The 13,163-nt window shown below is 64.0% G+C and carries 13 protein-coding genes and 1 other annotated feature; of the genes, 5 read left to right on the top strand and 8 right to left on the bottom strand.

Annotated elements, in window-relative coordinates; translation table 11 throughout:
- The first annotated feature begins 57 nt into the window (after positions 1-57).
- On the top strand, positions 58-324 hold the full coding sequence (locus tag BMY84_RS03620; protein ID WP_093080648.1) for a CopG family ribbon-helix-helix protein: 267 nt from the start codon (positions 58-60) through the stop codon (positions 322-324).
- On the top strand, positions 321-614 hold the full coding sequence (locus BMY84_RS03615) for a type II toxin-antitoxin system RelE/ParE family toxin (RefSeq protein ID WP_093080646.1): 294 nt from the start codon (positions 321-323) through the stop codon (positions 612-614). The genes BMY84_RS03620 and BMY84_RS03615 overlap by 4 nt, the downstream gene beginning before the upstream one ends.
- A gap of 21 nt (positions 615-635) precedes the next feature.
- Here the strand turns inward: BMY84_RS03615 and BMY84_RS03610 are convergent, their stop codons facing one another.
- Both BMY84_RS03610 and BMY84_RS03605 read right to left on the bottom strand, forming a co-directional pair.
- Complete coding sequence (locus tag BMY84_RS03610) at positions 636-2,117, bottom strand: SulP family inorganic anion transporter (protein WP_093080643.1); 1,482 nt, start codon at positions 2,115-2,117, stop codon at positions 636-638.
- Positions 2,118-2,187: 70 nt separating this feature from the next.
- Positions 2,188-2,243 (bottom strand) — a sequence feature (sul1 is cis-regulatory element that is thought to sense ions involved in sulfur or methionine metabolism; They are found in Alphaproteobacteria).
- A 211-nt stretch (positions 2,244-2,454) separates the two neighbouring features.
- Positions 2,455-3,336 carry a metallophosphoesterase family protein gene (locus BMY84_RS03605; RefSeq protein WP_093080641.1) on the bottom strand — a complete coding sequence of 294 codons (882 nt, stop codon included), beginning with the start codon at positions 3,334-3,336 and terminating at the stop codon, positions 2,455-2,457.
- Positions 3,337-3,406: 70 nt separating this feature from the next.
- On the opposite strand from BMY84_RS03605, the gene BMY84_RS03600 reads away from it, so the two are divergent.
- Entirely contained in the window at positions 3,407-4,300 is an 894-nt protein-coding gene (locus BMY84_RS03600) for a diacylglycerol/lipid kinase family protein (protein ID WP_093080638.1), read from the top strand.
- A gap of 98 nt (positions 4,301-4,398) precedes the next feature.
- Here the strand turns inward: BMY84_RS03600 and rpsI are convergent, their stop codons facing one another.
- From rpsI to BMY84_RS03580, 4 genes are all read right to left on the bottom strand, one after another.
- Entirely contained in the window at positions 4,399-4,941 is a 543-nt protein-coding gene (gene rpsI, locus BMY84_RS03595; protein ID WP_093010607.1) for a 30S ribosomal protein S9, read from the bottom strand.
- Positions 4,941-5,420, bottom strand: coding sequence for a 50S ribosomal protein L13 (gene rplM / locus BMY84_RS03590; RefSeq protein ID WP_084438944.1), 480 nt, complete (start codon positions 5,418-5,420; stop codon positions 4,941-4,943). The genes rpsI and rplM overlap by 1 nt, the downstream gene beginning before the upstream one ends.
- 147 nt (positions 5,421-5,567) lie before the next feature.
- Positions 5,568-6,350, bottom strand: a complete 783-nt coding sequence (locus tag BMY84_RS03585) for a hypothetical protein (RefSeq protein WP_093080634.1) — start codon at positions 6,348-6,350, stop codon at positions 5,568-5,570.
- A complete protein-coding gene (locus BMY84_RS03580) occupies positions 6,347-7,381 on the bottom strand; it encodes a COX15/CtaA family protein (RefSeq protein WP_371262392.1) in 1,035 nt (344 codons plus the stop codon). Before BMY84_RS03580 ends, BMY84_RS03585 begins: the two co-directional genes overlap by 4 nt.
- 136 nt (positions 7,382-7,517) lie before the next feature.
- Between BMY84_RS03580 and BMY84_RS03575 the strand changes: the two genes are divergently transcribed.
- Positions 7,518-9,551, top strand: a complete 2,034-nt coding sequence (locus BMY84_RS03575; RefSeq protein ID WP_256215031.1) for a hybrid sensor histidine kinase/response regulator — start codon at positions 7,518-7,520, stop codon at positions 9,549-9,551.
- Positions 9,552-9,557: 6 nt separating this feature from the next.
- On the opposite strand, the gene BMY84_RS03570 is transcribed toward BMY84_RS03575, so the two are convergent.
- A complete protein-coding gene (locus tag BMY84_RS03570) occupies positions 9,558-10,190 on the bottom strand; it encodes a 2-dehydro-3-deoxy-6-phosphogalactonate aldolase (protein WP_093080625.1) in 633 nt (210 codons plus the stop codon).
- A complete protein-coding gene (locus BMY84_RS03565) occupies positions 10,187-11,092 on the bottom strand; it encodes a 2-dehydro-3-deoxygalactonokinase (RefSeq protein WP_093080622.1) in 906 nt (301 codons plus the stop codon). The genes BMY84_RS03570 and BMY84_RS03565 overlap by 4 nt, the downstream gene beginning before the upstream one ends.
- A gap of 138 nt (positions 11,093-11,230) precedes the next feature.
- Here BMY84_RS03565 and BMY84_RS03560 point away from each other — a divergent pair, with 138 nt between their 5' ends.
- Entirely contained in the window at positions 11,231-13,033 is a 1,803-nt protein-coding gene (locus tag BMY84_RS03560) for an IlvD/Edd family dehydratase (protein ID WP_093080620.1), read from the top strand.
- Positions 13,034-13,163: the final 130 nt, after the last annotated feature.

The raw sequence follows: 13,163 nt of genomic DNA, 5'->3' as shown, positions 1-13,163 counted from the left end.
TTGTGCCCAACCGGCCAAAGGATTAGATTTCAATCAAACCGATTGGGAGCCCATCTCATGGCCGCCACCCGCGTCATCACCGCCCATGTCCCCACCGATCTCGCCGATCAGGTCGATGCCCTGGCTGCACGGCTCGATCGCTCGCGCGGATGGATCATGAAACAGGCGCTGTCTGCCTGGGTGGATCAGGAAGAAATGCATCACCAGATGACGCTGGAGGCGCTGGCCGATGTCGATGCCGACCGGGTGATCGATCATGCAGCGATCCGCGCCTGGGCGGATAGCCTGTCCACTGACAGCCCCCTGCCACCACCAGAGGCATGAAAATCGTCTGGACCGGCAAGGCCACCGCCGACCTCGTCCGCCTCCACAACCATCTGAAGCCCATCGCCCCCGATGCCGCCGCCCGCATCGTCCAGACCCTCGCCAGAGCACCATCGCGCCTGATCGACTATCCCCGCCTTGGCGAAAGGCTCGACACCTACAACCCGCGCGAAGTCCGCCGCATCATCATCGGCCATTATGAGATGCGTTACGAAATAGCGGGCGAGCGGATCATCATCCTGCGGCTATGGCACGGCCGCGAAGATCGGGCGTCTGGCGAACCGGGATAATATGCGGCATTGCCACGCCACTCAAGATATGGTCGCCCCCACCCCCGGTGCCAGCCGGTCGACCAATATGGCGCTGGCGTCGTTCAGGCCGATCAGCTCCACCGTGATGCCATGATGGCGCATCCGGGTGACGACTTCCTCCAGCGCGCCAACCGCCGTGATGTCCCATAAATGGCTGGCGGTCAGGTCGATCCGCACATGCCGGGCCATGTCGCGCAGATCGAACCGGTCGGCGAAGATATCGGCGCTGGCGAAGAAGATCTGGCCTGATACGTGATAGGTCCGCGTGTCGCTCGCCGCGTCATAGCTTGCGCGCACGTCCATCAGGCGCGTCACCTTGAACGCGAAGAAGACACCGCTCAGCAGCACACCCACGGCGACACCCGCCGACAGGTCATGCGTCGCGACCGTCACGATGACGGTGGCGACCATGACGATGCCCGACACTTTGGGATGCCGGGCCAGATCGCGGATCGATCCCCAGGAAAAGGTGCTGATCGACACCATGATCATGATCGCCACCAGCGCCGCGACCGGCACCTGCGCGACCCATGGCCGCAGCGGCACCATCACCAGCAGCAGGAAGACCGCCGCGACCAGCGTCGACAGGCGCCCGCGACCACCATAGCGTATATTGCCGACCGTCTGCCCGATCATCCCGCATCCCGCGATGCCGCCGAACAGGCCCGCCGCGACATTGGCGAGTCCCAGCCCGGTACATTCGCGCGCCTTTATACTGGTGGTTTCGGTCAGGTCGTCGACCACGCTGGCGGTCATCATCGATTCCAGCAGGCCCACCGCCGCCATGGCCAGCGCATAGGGCGCGACGATGCGCAGCGTCTGCCAGTCGAACGGCACCATCGGCCAAGCGAAGGAGGGCAGCGAAGACGGCAGGCGGCCAAGATCGGCAATGGTGTGGATCGGCATCGGAAAGGCGATGCTGATCCCGGTCAGCACCAGGATGCAGATTAGCGGTGACGGGATGGCCGTGGTGATGCGCGGCACCAGATAGATGATCGCCAGCCCGCCCGCGATCATCGCATAGCTGTGCCAGCTCACGTCCAGCATCTGTGGCACCTGCGCCGAAAAGATCAGAATGGCCAGCGCATTGACGAAGCCGGTCCGCACCGATCGCGACACGAAGCGCATCAGCACGTCCAGCTTCATCAGGCCGAACATAATCTGGAACAGGCCGGCCAGCACCGTGGCGGCGAGCAGATATTGCAGCCCATGGGCATGGACCAGCGCCGCTGCGACCAGCGCGACCGATCCCGCCGCGCCGGAAATCATGGCCGGACGGCCACCGGCAAAGGCGATGACGATGCCGATGATGAAGGAGGCAAACAGGCCGACTTCGGGATCGATCCCGGCGACGAAGGAAAAGGCGATGACTTCCGGGATCAGGGCAAAGGTGCCGACCATCCCGGCGAGAATGTCGCGCCGGGCATTGACCGCGCCGCTGAACCATTCGGCGCGATAGCGTGAAAGGGTGATATTGTTCATGATGAGGAGTAACCGACGATTGTCGCGGGGAAGACCGCAGCGGGGCGCGGCAATATCACTGGGCGACATACGTTGTCCGGCGGATCGGCGGCCGGAATAGCCACCCGGAATTTCACCGGGTCCATACGAATGGCTGCTTCCCTAGCGGCCCTGCACCCAAAGCACAATCGCCACGGCCGCTGTCCTACGATGAAGGGGACAGGATATTATGGCCGACGTTCTTTCCTATCGTCAGCCACCCCACCCCCGCCGTCGCTCGCACGATAATTTCCAACATGGGTTATGAAATGTCGAAACTTGCGGGAAATGTGCGAAGTTAAGCGCGCGATTTCCTATTTCACGCCCTGCTCCTTTGCGGGGCCGTGACCTCTCCCACCGTCGGCGCATCCACCATGTCGCGCGATGCCCAGCCCGCCTCGCCATGCCGATATTCGACATGGCTCGCCCGGCGGAAAGCCGCGCCGTCCCACACGATCACCTGCAATTCCATCTCGTTATTGCGCCGGACATGCAGCCAGTTGAAGCTCTGGGGTTCGGCATTGCGCAGCCGGGTGGAGGTCGCGGTGCCCGCCTGTATCACCAGCGCCCCGCCGCTATGCTCCACCATCTTCTGCGCCGCCTCGGCATAGGTGCGATGGAAATGCCCGGCCAGCGCTACATGCACCCCCGCTTCGCAAGCCGCTCGCACCGCATCCTCATGCTGGCCCACCGCCTCGCTCCATTCATTCCCCTTGCCGATCGGCATGGAAAAGAGCGGATGATGGGTCACGAGAATGCGGGTCTTGTCCGGCTGCACCTGGGCAAAGCGGTCGCGCAGCAAATCCATCTGCGCATGGTTGATCCGCCCGTCCTTGATCGTCAGCGACCGCGCGGTGTTCAGGCCCAGTATCGCCACCTCCCGATCCTCGTAAAAAGGGCAGAGGTCATGGCTGATATAGCGTTTGTAGCGATCGAGCGGCGCGCCAAAGCGCCGCACCACATCATAGAGCGGCACGTCATGATTGCCCGGCACGACCAGCGTCCTGAGGCCCGCAGCATGCAGCCGCCCCAGCCAGCCAGCCGCCTGCCGGAACTGCTCGACCCGCGCCCGCTGGGTAAAATCCCCGCTGATCACGACCAGATCGGGCCGCCGCTCCTCCAGCCAGGCGGTGGCGGCGTCCACGATCCGCTGATCATTGGCGCCAAAGTGAATGTCGGAAAGATGTGCGATGCGAGCCATGCCGGAGTAACGAATCCACGCGATATGGTTTCCCGTCGGACCCGAATCCCTCGCGCGGAGTTATTGCGGCATGGAAACGAAACCCCTGCCCAAGGAAGCCATCCTCGTCGTCAACGCCCATAGCCGCCGCGGACAGGACATGTTTGCCCAGGTCCGGGACGGGCTGGAAGCGGCCGGCGTCCGCCTGATCGAGGCGCATGCGGTGGAAGAGCCGGAGAAGATGGCCGCGACTGTCCGCGCCGCGGTGGCAAGCGGCGCGCCGATGGTGATCGTGGGTGGCGGCGATGGCTCCATGTCCGGCACGGTGGACGAACTGGTCGGCAAAGACTGCGTGTTCGGCGTGCTGCCGCTCGGCACCGCCAACAGCTTCGCCCGCACGCTCGGCCTCCCGCTCGATCTGGACGGTGCGATGCAGGCGATCGCCAACGGCCAGCGCCGTCGCGTAGACCTGGGCATGATTGACGATGATTATTTCGTCAACGCCGCCTCGCTGGGCCTGTCGCCCATGATCGGCCGCACCGTGCCGCATAAGCTGAAGCGCTATCTGGGGCGGATTGGCTATCTGCTCTGGGCGGTCAAATGCTCGGTCGGCTTCCGCGCCTTTCGCCTGACGATCGACGACGGCCAGAATGCACGGCGGATGTGGTCGACCGAGGTGCGCATCCTCAACGGCCCCTATCATGGCGGGGTGGAGCTATCCGACAATGCCGCCGTCGATACGGGCGAGATCGTGGTGCAGGCCGTGGTCGGCCGCAGCAAGCCGCGCCTTGCCTGGGACTGGTACGCCAAATTCTTCAAACTGCGCGACCGCGACGCCCATACGGAGGAATTTCACGGCAAATCCTTCCGCATCAAAACCAAACCGCGCCAGCGTATCTCCATCGACGGCGAGGTGCTGGCCAAGACGCCGGTCACAGTGAAGATCGCAGCAGGCGCGATTGAAGTAGCGGTGCCTGCTTCCTGACAGAGCCTCTCCCCTTCAAAGGAGGCGCTTAAGATCGAAGACAACAAAAAAGGGACCGGAAACCGGCCCCTTCTCTGTTTTCGCTGTTCCGAAGAAACTCAGCGCTTAGAGAACTGGAAGCTCTTGCGTGCCTTCGCCTTGCCGTACTTCTTACGTTCGACAACGCGGCTGTCGCGGGTCAGGAAGCCTTCGGCCTTGACCGCGCTGCGCAGGGCAGGCTCATACTTGGTCAGCGCCTGGGCGATGCCGTGCTTCACGGCGCCGGCCTGACCCGACAGACCACCACCCTTGACAGTGGCGATCACGTCATACTGACCTTCACGCTCGGTCACGCCGAACGGCTGGTTGATCACCAGACGCAGGGTCGGACGGGCAAAGTAGATTTCCTGATCGCGGCCGTTGACCGTGATCTTGCCGGTGCCGGGCTTCACCCACACGCGGGCCACGGCATCCTTACGACGGCCGGTGGCATAGGCACGGCCGAGACCGTCGATTTCCTGGGCGCGCAGCGGAGCCGAGGGCTGAACCGGAGCGACGGGCGCGTCGACGGCGTCCGAAACCGGAGCAGCGGCAACCGGAGCGGCAGCGGCTTCAGCGGCGATCGCCGCGAGGTCGGACAGAGACTGGCGGTTATCGGTCATTATGCACCCACCTTGTTCTTGCGGTTGCGCGACGCGAAGTCGAGCACTTCGGGGTTCTGGGCTTCATGGGCGTGCTCGGCGCCGGCGAAAATGCGCAGGTTGCGCATCTGCTGACGGCCCAGCGGACCACGGGGGATCATACGCTCGACGGCCTTTTCCAGGACGCGCTCGGGGAAACGGCCTTCCAGAATCTTCTGGGGGGTGGTTTCCTTGATGCCGCCGGCATAACCGGTGTGCTTGTAGTACACCTTGTCGGTCAGCTTGCGACCGGTGAACTTCACCTTGCCAGCGTTGATGATGATGACATTGTCACCGCAATCGACGTGGGGCGTGAAGCTGGTCTTGTGCTTGCCGCGCAGGATATTCGCGACGGTCGAAGCGAGACGGCCCACGACGAGGCCTTCGGCGTCGATCAGGATCCACTTCTTTTCGACCGTTGCCGGGGTTGCCGGCTTGGTGGTCTTCATCAGCGCCTTCATGGTGCCAATACTCCAGAATGAAAAAATGAAACCGGACGCCGTTGCCGACGTCCGGAAGTGGGGCGCTAATGACGACTGCACCCCGCGAAGTCAAGAGATTCGGCGCGTTTCACGACGGGTAAAATAATACCATGCCTGATGAACGCCTCATTTAGCCGGAGTCAGGCTCCGGCTTTCGACCAGTGGCTGGCCACCCGCGATCAGGCTGCGTTCCTGATTTTCGACAAGGCCGGTGACGCGCGAGAGATGATAGCGGATGGCCACCTGCACTCCCTCGCCCGCCAGCTTTTCCTCCAGATCCAGTCCGTTGCCGTCCTGCTTGGCGAGCGTCAGCGCGCCCTCCACCGGTACCGGTCGGACCAGCGGCGATCCCGCAACGGTGCGAACGCCCCGGCCCGCGCCATCCTCGACATCGCTCGCGGCAAACAGGAAGAGCGGCTGCAATTCGCCCGCCAGCAGCGCCAGCCGTCCTTCCGGCGAGAGGCTGGCGAACAGCGCCTGCACATTCTTCGCCGCGCGCTGCCGGTCGCTGTCCCCGCTGACTAGCATGGAATCGACACCGGCCTGCACCTTCGCCCAGACCGCATCCAGATCATCGACCGCCACGATCTTGCCCGCGTCATTCAGGCGGAAGCGCATGGCTATGCCGACCAGCGGTTCCAGGGCCGCGCGATAAGGTACGGCTCCCGCAGTGGCCGCATCAGTATCAATCGCCCGCAAGGTTACTGTGACGCTATAGCCCTCCCCCGTCCGCTCGAAGCGCAGGTCGCGTGTGGCGGTAAAGGCGCTGACCTTGCCCGCGATCGGCCGATGCTGTTCGATGCGATAGACCAGCGCATGGTCGACCGGCGGCGCAAAGGGGATCACGACAGTCCCTGCCGTAGCGGGAGCGGCGATAGCGAGCGATGCGAGGGCGAAGACCATTTTCATGCCCGGCGCGCTCCGATGGCATGCGCGCCCCATGCGGCGGCGGCCACGACCAGCGCGCCAACCGCCTGATGCAGCACGGCGAGCGGCAGGGCGATACCGCTGATAACGGTGGCGATGCCCAGCAATATCTGCGTGCCCAGTGCGGCCTGTATCGCAATCGACGCACCGCGCTGCCCCGCCCGCTTCGCCCGGCGCGCCAGTATGAACAGCGCGACCGCCGCGACCCAGGCCCACCAGCGATGCAGGAAGTGGACGAGATAGGGATCGGACGAGACGGTCGCCCAGAGCGATCCCATCCAGCTAATCCCCTCCGGCACGAAATGATCGTTCATCAGCGGCCAGGTGCTGGAAACATAGCCCGCATCCAGCCCGGCGGTAAAGGCCCCCAGCATCAGTTGCACCATCAGCACCAGCAGCACGACCAGCGCGAAGGGGCGCAATATTGCCGGTTTCGCGCGTGAAGAGCGGGCCAGCACAAACAGATCCAACGCGGTCCAGATCAGCCCGCCGATGATGAACAGTGCGGTCAGCAAATGCACCGCCAGCCGATAATGGCTGACATCGGTCCGCACCGACAGGCCGGACTTGACCATCCACCAGCCGATCGCCCCCTGCAACCCACCCAAAGCCAGCAACGCGACCAGACGCGGCCCATATCCCGCCGGAATGGCGCGCTTCCACGCGAACCAGATCAGCGGCAGCGCGAAAGCCACGCCGATCAGTCGCCCCAGCAGCCGGTGCATCCATTCCCAGAAGAAAATGAACTGGAAATCCGACAGGGTCATGCCCTGCCGCAACTGCTGATATTCCGGAATTTGCTGATAGAGGCGAAACGCCTCCATCCACTGGTCGCGCGTCAGCGGCGGGATGGCGCCCGTAATCGGCTTCCACTGGGTGATCGACAGGCCGGATTCGGTCAACCGGGTGATGCCTCCCACCACCACCATGCAAAAGACCAGAAAGGCCACGATGAGCAGCCAGCGGGCGATAGCGGCGGGCCGCGCGGAGCGGGAAAATGCGGTCGAACTCATGGCCCGGTCCATGCGCCCAAGCCCTGTCCTTTTCAAGCCATCGGACATGGACAAAGGGTCCAAGGAAAGGCTAGCCGGGGATACAAAGATCAGCCGATGCGTATCTGACTGACAGGGTATGAAGCAGGATATGTCGATGACCAGCGCGCCAACAGGCACAGCCGCGATGATCGCAGCGCAGGGGCCACTGGGCGCCCTGACCGCCGCCATCGATGCGCCATCGCCGCTCGGCCCGGTCAATCAATGGTCGCCTGCGCTAGTATCGACCGTGCGCATGATGCTGTCGTCCAAGGCCGAAATCGTGCTTTTCTGGGGCCCGGATTTTTGCGCGCTTTATAATGAAGCCTATGCCCCCACGATCGGCGACAAGCATCCCCACGTCCTGGGGCGGGCAGGTCGGGAGGGCTGGGCCGAATTATGGGACGATCTTGGCCCGTTGCTGCAATCCGTGCGCGAAACGGGCGAGACATTCCATGCCAAGGACCGCCCTTTCTATATCGAGCGGGATGGCGGACGCGGCGAGGACGTCTATTTCGATATCAGCTATTCGCCCGTGTTCGAAGCCGACGGATCGATCGGTGGCGTGCTGTGCATCGTCAGTGAGACGACCAAGCGCGTATTGGCCGAGCGGGCCATGCTGGCCGACCGCAACCGGCTATGGGCGCTGGCCCGCGATCCGTTCCTGATCGCCGACACGGCAGGCGTCTGGATCGCCGCCAGTCCGGCCTGGACGGACATATTGGGTTGGAGCGAAGAGGAACTGATCGGCCATACGTCGCAATGGATGGAGCATCTCGACGATGTGTCGGCCACCCGCGAGCGGATCGACGATCTGGCCCACGGCCAGCCAGTGCTGCGTTTCGACAACCGGTTCCGCGCCAAGGATGGCAGCTACCGCACGTTCAGCTGGACGGCCGTACCCGAAGGCGACCTGATCTATTGCGTTGCCCGCGATGTGACGGAACATCGCGCCCATGCCCTCGCGCTGGCTGACGCGGAATCGGCCCTGCGTCAGGCGCAGAAGATGGAAACGCTGGGCCAACTCACCGGCGGGGTCGCGCATGATTTCAACAATCTGCTCCAGATCGTGACCGGCAATCTGGACCTGCTCCGGCGCGCATTGCCCCATACCGACGAGCGGCTGCGGCGCATGGCGGACCGGGCCATGGCGGGGGCCGAACGCGCGGCGATCCTGACCCAGAGGCTACTGGCCTTTTCCCGCCGACAACCGCTCGATCCCCGCCCGATAGCTCCCGCCCGCCTGGTGGCCGCCATGTCCGATCTGCTGTTGCACACGCTAGGCGAAACCATCGCCGTCGAAACGAAGGTCGCGCCGGATGCGTGGACCATCGAGGTCGATGTCAACCAGATGGAGAATGCGCTACTCAACCTGGCGGTCAATGCGCGGGACGCGATGCCAGACGGTGGTCGCCTTTCCATCGCGGTCGACAATGTCGTGATCGGCACCGAAGAAAGCGATATTGCACCGGGTCAGTATCTGGCGATCACCATGACCGATACCGGGAAAGGCATGGATGCCGATACGCTGGCCCATGCGATCGAGCCCTTTTTCACCACCAAGGAAGTGGGGCGCGGCACCGGGCTGGGCCTGTCCATGGTCTATGGCTTTATCAAACAGTCCGGCGGCCATGTCCGCGTCCAGTCCGATCCCGGCCATGGCACGAGCGTCCTGCTCTATCTGCCTCGTCACCATGGCTATGTCGCAGCGAATGAGGATGAGGCGCCCGGCCGCGCAAAAACAGTTATCGGCGGGCGGGAAACCATCCTGCTGTGCGAGGATGACGACAATGTCCGTGCTTATTCGGTCGAGGTGCTGCGTGAACTGGGCTATCGGGTCATGCCCGCCATCGACGGTGCTGCGGCGCTTGCCGCGCTGGAGGCAGCAGAAAGCCCGGTCGACTTGCTCTTCACCGATGTCGTTCTGCCCGGCGGCATGACCGGCGCCGACCTGGCCAACGCGGCGTCCGCGCACCAGCCCGGTCTGCGCACGCTGTTCACCACCGGCTATGCCCGCGACGCCATCGTCCATCATGGCCGACTGGACGCGGGCGTGGACCTGCTGCCAAAGCCCTTCAGCTACAGCGACCTAGCCGCCAAGGTTCGGGAGGTGCTGGATCGTCCCGAGAAGGTAGAGCAGCGGGCAGGCTGAAAGCTGTCAGCCTTGCGTCGCCTTCCACGCCGCCACCAGATCGCGACCCCGCTGGCCCACGGTCACGGCATCGTCGCCCGGCTTGTAGAGTGCGCCGCCCACGCCAATGCCCTCACAACCGCCCGCCAGCCATTCGCCGATCGTGTCCGCGCCCGTGCCGCCCACGGCCCAGACGCCGACATGTTTGGGCAGCACATCCTTGACCGCCTTCACATAAGCCGCGCCAAGGCGGGCGGCCGGGAACAGCTTGATCCGCTTGGCTCCCGCTGCAATCGCGGCAAAGGCTTCGCTGGGCGTCATGAAACCGGGCAGCAATTCCAGCCCCAGTTCCGCGCCGCGCCGGATGACGTCGGGGTTGGTGTTGGGCGTCACCATGATCCGACCGCCTGCCTGATGCAGGTCCTCCACCGCTTCGACGCTCAGCACCGTGCCGCCACCGATCAGGGCGACGTCGCCAAAGGCCTGCTGCATCGCCGCGATGCTCTTGAGCGGTTCGGGCGAATTGAACGGCACTTCGAGGATACGGATGCCCGCTTCGACCAGCGCAGCGCTGACGTCCAGCGCTTCTTCCGGCTTGATGCCGCGCAGGATGGCGCAGACCGGCGGCGCGCCGTCGGCCAGCAATTCGTCCAGGGTCATGCCGTCACTTCTCCCAAATATCCAAGCCCGGCGAGCGCACAGGCATCGCCATCGATCGCCGCAGAGCCAACGCCCTGCGCCTCCAGCGCCTGCGCATAGCGGGCCGAAAGCCGCTTGTCGCCGATCAGCAGCACGTCGGCATCCTCGCCCAGGCTGGCGCGCACTTCAGCGACTTCGCACCCGATCAGCAAGCCGGACAGATAGCCCAGCGCCCAGTCGGTAGAGCGCCCGGCGCGCAGCCGCATCGCGCGCGCGGCGAACAGCGATTGCAACAGCTTGCCGACGCCCGCCTTTTCAAGACCTTCGGCAAAACCGGCGGCTTCCTCGGCCGGATCGGTGAGTTCAACCTTCGGTCCTAGCGTGGACTGATCGCGCAGCAGGGCGAACATCTCGCCGGTCGGCACAGTGCGGAAAGCGACGACCCGGCCATCCTCGACCAGCGACCATTTATTATGGGTGCCGGGCAAAACGATCAGATGCCGCCCCTGCGCCAGCGCCGGATCGCGGGCTATCGCGCCGAAAATCTGGGCTTCCTCGCCGCGCATTACATCCGGGATGCCGTCTGCGCCCTCGCAGGCCAGACCCGCCATGATCGCCAGCGGCGCGCCGCGCCAGTCGAAGCGGACCGCCGCCTGCCGCCATGTCGCTGCATCGGCGGGACAATCAGCATAGGGCGCCTCCACCCAGCCGTCGCGCGCGCCGACCATGCCGCACAGGGTAATGGACTGCGGCGTGCCATCGGCCAGCCAGGGCGCGATCGTGTCGGCAAAGGCAGTTTCCGCAGCACGCCCGACCGCACCGATCCCCGGCCCATCGCGACGGGCAGTGATCACCCCATTTTCCACCCGGAACAGCCGCAGGCGACTTGTCCCCCAATCACCGATCACGGCATAATCGGTCATCGGGCACCCCTCTGAAGAATATTTATGGTAGCGCTCACATTTCCCCACTTCGGGTTCTTGAAATTCAATTTGTATGAGTATATCAGGACGGTGAGCGCGTCAACGCGCCATGCCCTATTTTTGCGTCAGGATGCCCCGATGAGCGATTCGCCGAAGACTGCCCCCAAGCTGCGCAGCCGCGCCTGGTTCGATAATCCAGAGAATATCGACATGACCTCGCTCTATCTGGAGCGATATCTGAACTTCGGCCTGTCCCTCGAAGAACTGCGCAGCGGCAAGCCGATCATCGGCATCGCCCAGACCGGCAGCGACCTGTCGCCCTGCAACCGCCATCACCTCGTGCTGGCCGAGCGCATGCGCGAAGGCATTCGCGAAATGGGCGGCATCGCGCTCGAATTCCCGGTCCATCCGATCCAGGAAACCGGCAAGCGTCCGACCGCCGGTCTGGACCGCAACCTGGCCTATCTGGGCCTCGTCGAAGCCATGTATGGCTATCCGCTCGACGGCGTAATCCTGACCAGCGGTTGCGACAAGACGACCCCCGCACTGCTGATGGCCGCCGCCACCGTCAATATTCCCGCCATCGCTCTGTCGGTCGGCCCGATGCTGAATGGCTGGCACAAGGGCGAGCGCACCGGTTCCGGCACCATCGTCTGGCATGGCCGCCAGCTGCTGGCCGCCGGCAAGATCGATGATGAAGGCTTCATCAAGCTGGTCGCGTCTTCCGCGCCCTCGACCGGTTTCTGCAACACCATGGGCACCGCCAGCACCATGAACGCCCTTGCCGAAGCGCTGGGCATGATGCTGCCCGGCAGCGCGGCAATTCCCGCCCCCTATCGCGACCGTCAGGAAGCGGCCTGGCGCACCGGCAAGCGCATCGTGGAAATGGTGCATGAGGACTTGAAGCCCTCCGACATCATGACGCTCGACGCCTTCCACAACGCCATCGTCGCCAACTCGGCAATCGGCGGTTCGACCAACGCGCCGATCCATCTGGCCGCGATCGCCCGCCACATGGGCGTCGAACTGCCGCTCAAGGATTGGGAAACGGTCGGCCACAAGGTGCCGCTGCTGGTCAACATGCAGCCGGCCGGCGAATATCTGGGCGAGGATTATTACCGCGCCGGCGGCCTGCCTGCCGTCATCAGCCAGTTGATCGACCAGGGCCTGATCAAGGAGGGCGCCATGACCGTCAATGGCAAGACCATGGGCGAAAATTGCAAGGGCGTGGAGATCGAGGATGAAAAGGTCATCCGTCCGTTCAACCAGCCGCTGAAGGACGAAGCGGGCTTCCTGGTCCTGACCGGCAATCTGTTCGACGAAGCTGTCATGAAGACCAGCGTCATCAGCGAAGAATTTCGCATGCGCTATCTGTCGAACCCCGACGATCCCGAAGCCTTTGAAGGCCCGGCGGTCGTGTTCGATGGCCCCGAAGACTATCACCACCGCATCGACGATCCGTCGGTCGGCATCACCGCCGACACGCTGATGTTCATGCGCGGCGCCGGCCCGATCGGCTATCCGGGCGCGGCCGAAGTCGTGAACATGCGTCCGCCATCCTATCTGATCACCGAAGGCGTTTCGGCCCTGCCCTGCATCGGCGACGGCCGTCAGTCCGGCACCTCGGGCAGCCCGTCGATCCTGAACGCTTCGCCCGAAGCGGCGGCGATGGGCGGCCTCGCGCTGCTGGAAACCGGCGATCGGGTTCGCATGGACCTGAAGAAGGGTGTCGTGAACGTCCTGATTTCCGACGAGGAACTGGAAGCACGCCGCGCGAAGCTGGTCGCCGAGGGCGGATTCAAATATCCCGCTTCGCAGACGCCGTGGCAGGAAATCCAGCGTTCGGTGGTCGGTCAGATGAACACCGGCGCGATTCTGGAAGGTGCGGAAAAATATCAGCGCATCGCCCAGACCATGGGCCTGCCGCGCGATAACCATTGATCGGGCACTCAACCGTCAACGGCGCGTCATCGAAAAGGGGCAACAGGACATAATTTCCGTGCAGTCATGCTCGAAATCATATCCTGCCACCCCCATCTGACGCACGCGCCGTTCCGGCAAGATTTTCAAA

This window comes from Sphingobium sp. AP50 (genome assembly GCF_900109095.1).
GTDB lineage: Bacteria > Pseudomonadota > Alphaproteobacteria > Sphingomonadales > Sphingomonadaceae > Sphingobium.
This window is presented reverse-complemented; position numbering and strand designations above follow the sequence as displayed.

Coding starts and splice junctions, on each gene's coding strand:
- BMY84_RS03620 (WP_093080648.1), top strand. CDS start 58: ATGGCCGCCACCCGCGTCATCACCGCCCATGTCCCCACCGATCTCGCC.
- BMY84_RS03615 (WP_093080646.1), top strand. CDS start 321: ATGAAAATCGTCTGGACCGGCAAGGCCACCGCCGACCTCGTCCGCCTC.
- BMY84_RS03610 (WP_093080643.1), bottom strand. CDS start 2,117: ATGAACAATATCACCCTTTCACGCTATCGCGCCGAATGGTTCAGCGGC.
- BMY84_RS03605 (WP_093080641.1), bottom strand. CDS start 3,336: ATGGCTCGCATCGCACATCTTTCCGACATTCACTTTGGCGCCAATGAT.
- BMY84_RS03600 (WP_093080638.1), top strand. CDS start 3,407: ATGGAAACGAAACCCCTGCCCAAGGAAGCCATCCTCGTCGTCAACGCC.
- rpsI (WP_093010607.1), bottom strand. CDS start 4,941: ATGACCGATAACCGCCAGTCTCTGTCCGACCTCGCGGCGATCGCCGCT.
- rplM (WP_084438944.1), bottom strand. CDS start 5,420: ATGAAGGCGCTGATGAAGACCACCAAGCCGGCAACCCCGGCAACGGTC.
- BMY84_RS03585 (WP_093080634.1), bottom strand. CDS start 6,350: ATGAAAATGGTCTTCGCCCTCGCATCGCTCGCTATCGCCGCTCCCGCT.
- BMY84_RS03580 (WP_371262392.1), bottom strand. CDS start 7,381: ATGAGTTCGACCGCATTTTCCCGCTCCGCGCGGCCCGCCGCTATCGCC.
- BMY84_RS03575 (WP_256215031.1), top strand. CDS start 7,518: ATGACCAGCGCGCCAACAGGCACAGCCGCGATGATCGCAGCGCAGGGG.
- BMY84_RS03570 (WP_093080625.1), bottom strand. CDS start 10,190: ATGACCCTGGACGAATTGCTGGCCGACGGCGCGCCGCCGGTCTGCGCC.
- BMY84_RS03565 (WP_093080622.1), bottom strand. CDS start 11,092: ATGACCGATTATGCCGTGATCGGTGATTGGGGGACAAGTCGCCTGCGG.
- BMY84_RS03560 (WP_093080620.1), top strand. CDS start 11,231: ATGAGCGATTCGCCGAAGACTGCCCCCAAGCTGCGCAGCCGCGCCTGG.